Annotated in this window: 1 protein-coding gene; it reads left to right on the forward strand. The window is 69.0% G+C overall.

The features are described 5' to 3' along the window. Positions 1-2,668 (forward strand): beta strand repeat-containing protein (locus AC1DZP_RS35835; RefSeq protein ID WP_477309031.1); only part of this gene is annotated, 2,668 nt, incomplete at both ends.

Below are 2,668 nucleotides of genomic sequence, written 5' to 3' on the forward strand. Positions count from 1 at the left end.
ACTGGAGCAACCGGAGCCACAGGTGCGACCGGCGATACTGGCGCCACGGGGTCGACCGGCGCGACCGGCGACACGGGAGCCACAGGTTCGACCGGAGCCACAGGCGCGACCGGCGATACCGGTGCCACGGGTTCGACAGGCGCAACTGGCGATACGGGAGCCACAGGTTCGACTGGAGCAACCGGAGCCACAGGCGCGACCGGCGATACAGGCGCCACGGGTTCAACCGGCGCCACAGGGGATACGGGAGCTACTGGTTCGACTGGAGCAACCGGAGCCACAGGTGCGACCGGCGATACTGGCGCCACGGGGTCGACCGGCGCGACCGGCGACACGGGAGCCACAGGTTCGACCGGAGCCACAGGCGCGACCGGCGATACCGGTGCCACGGGTTCGACAGGCGCAACTGGCGATACGGGAGCCACAGGTTCGACTGGAGCAACCGGAGCCACAGGTGCGACTGGTGATACGGGCGCCACGGGTTCGACTGGAGCAACCGGAGCCACAGGTGCGACCGGCGATACCGGCGCCACGGGTTCGACAGGCGCCACTGGCGATACGGGAGCTACAGGTTCGACTGGAGCAACCGGAGCCACAGGTGCGACCGGCGATACCGGCGCCACGGGTTCGACCGGCGCAACCGGCGATACGGGAGCTACGGGTTCGACGGGAGCAACCGGAGCCACAGGTGCGACCGGCGATACGGGCGCCACGGGTTCGACTGGCGCCACTGGTGATACGGGCGCCACGGGTTCGACTGGCGCAACCGGGGATACAGGCGCCACGGGTGCAACCGGAGCCACAGGCGCAACCGGCGATACCGGAGCGACGGGCTCAACAGGTTCGACCGGCGCAACCGGCGATACCGGTGCCACGGGTTCGACTGGCGCAACTGGCGATACCGGAGCTACTGGCTCGACCGGTTCAACCGGAGCCACAGGTTCGACCGGCGATACGGGCGCCACCGGCTCGACCGGAGCCACAGGTGCGACCGGCGATACCGGCGCCACGGGTTCGACAGGCGCCACTGGCGATACGGGAGCCACAGGTTCGACTGGAGCAACCGGAGCCACAGGTGCGACCGGCGATACCGGCGCCACGGGTTCGACAGGCGCCACTGGCGATACGGGAGCCACAGGTTCGACTGGAGCAACCGGAGCCACAGGTGCGACCGGCGATACCGGCGCAACGGGTTCGACTGGTACCACCGGCGCGACCGGCGATACTGGCGCCACTGGTTCAACCGGCGCAACCGGCGATACTGGAGCGACGGGCTCTACCGGTGCAACAGGTTCGACTGGAGCAACCGGAGCCACAGGTGCGACTGGTGATACGGGCGCCACGGGTTCGACTGGCGCAACCGGGGATACAGGCGCCACGGGTGCAACCGGCGATACCGGAGCGACGGGCTCAACAGGTTCGACCGGCGCAACCGGCGATACCGGAGCTACTGGCTCGACCGGTTCAACCGGAGCCACAGGCGCGACCGGCGATACGGGCGCCACCGGCTCGACTGGGGCAACTGGCGATACGGGAGCCACAGGTTCGACTGGAGCAACCGGAGCCACAGGTGCTACGGGTTCCACCGGCGCAACTGGTGATACCGGCGCGACGGGCTCTACGGGTTCGACCGGAGCGACGGGCGATACTGGAGCGACGGGCTCGACCGGAGCCACCGGCTCGACTGGCGCCACTGGCTCGACGGGTGCAACTGGCGATACCGGCTCGACCGGAGCCACCGGCTCGACTGGTGCGACTGGCTCGACTGGTTCGACCGGCGCAACTGGCTCGACGGGTGCAACTGGCTCGACTGGTGCGACTGGCTCGACTGGTTCGACTGGTGATACCGGCTCGACCGGCGCAACTGGCTCGACAGGTGCGACTGGCGACACTGGTGCAACGGGTTCGACTGGCTCGACGGGTGCCACTGGCTCGACTGGTGCGACTGGTGATACCGGCTCGACCGGAGCCACCGGCTCGACTGGTGCGACTGGCTCGACTGGTTCGACCGGCGCAACCGGCTCGACGGGTGCGACTGGTGCGACTGGCGATACCGGCTCGACCGGAGCCACCGGCTCGACTGGCTCGACCGGTGCAACCGGCTCTACCGGTGCCACGGGTTCGACTGGAGCAACCGGCGCCACAGGCGCGACCGGCGATACCGGAGCTACTGGCTCGACCGGTGCAACCGGAGCCACAGGTGCTACGGGTTCCACCGGCGCAACTGGTGATACCGGCGCGACGGGCTCTACGGGTTCGACCGGAGCGACGGGCGATACTGGAGCGACGGGCTCTACCGGTGCCACTGGTTCGACTGGGGCAACCGGAGCCACAGGTGCGACCGGCGATACGGGCTCCACTGGCGATACCGGCTCGACGGGAGCAACTGGCTCGACTGGCGCCACTGGCGATACCGGWGCCACWGGTTCGACTGGRGCAACCGGCTCGACAGGCGCCACTGGCGATACTGGAGCCACAGGTTCGACTGGAGCAACCGGCGCCACAGGCGCGACCGGCGATACCGGAGCTACTGGCTCGACCGGTGCAACCGGAGCCAYAGGTGCTACGGGTTCCACCGGCGCAACTGGTGATACCGGCGCGACGGGCTCTACGGGTTCGACCGGAGCGACGGGCGATACTGGAGCGACGGGCTCTACCGGTGCCACTG

The sequence above is a fragment of the Mesorhizobium sp. P2_F8 genome (assembly GCF_056403655.1).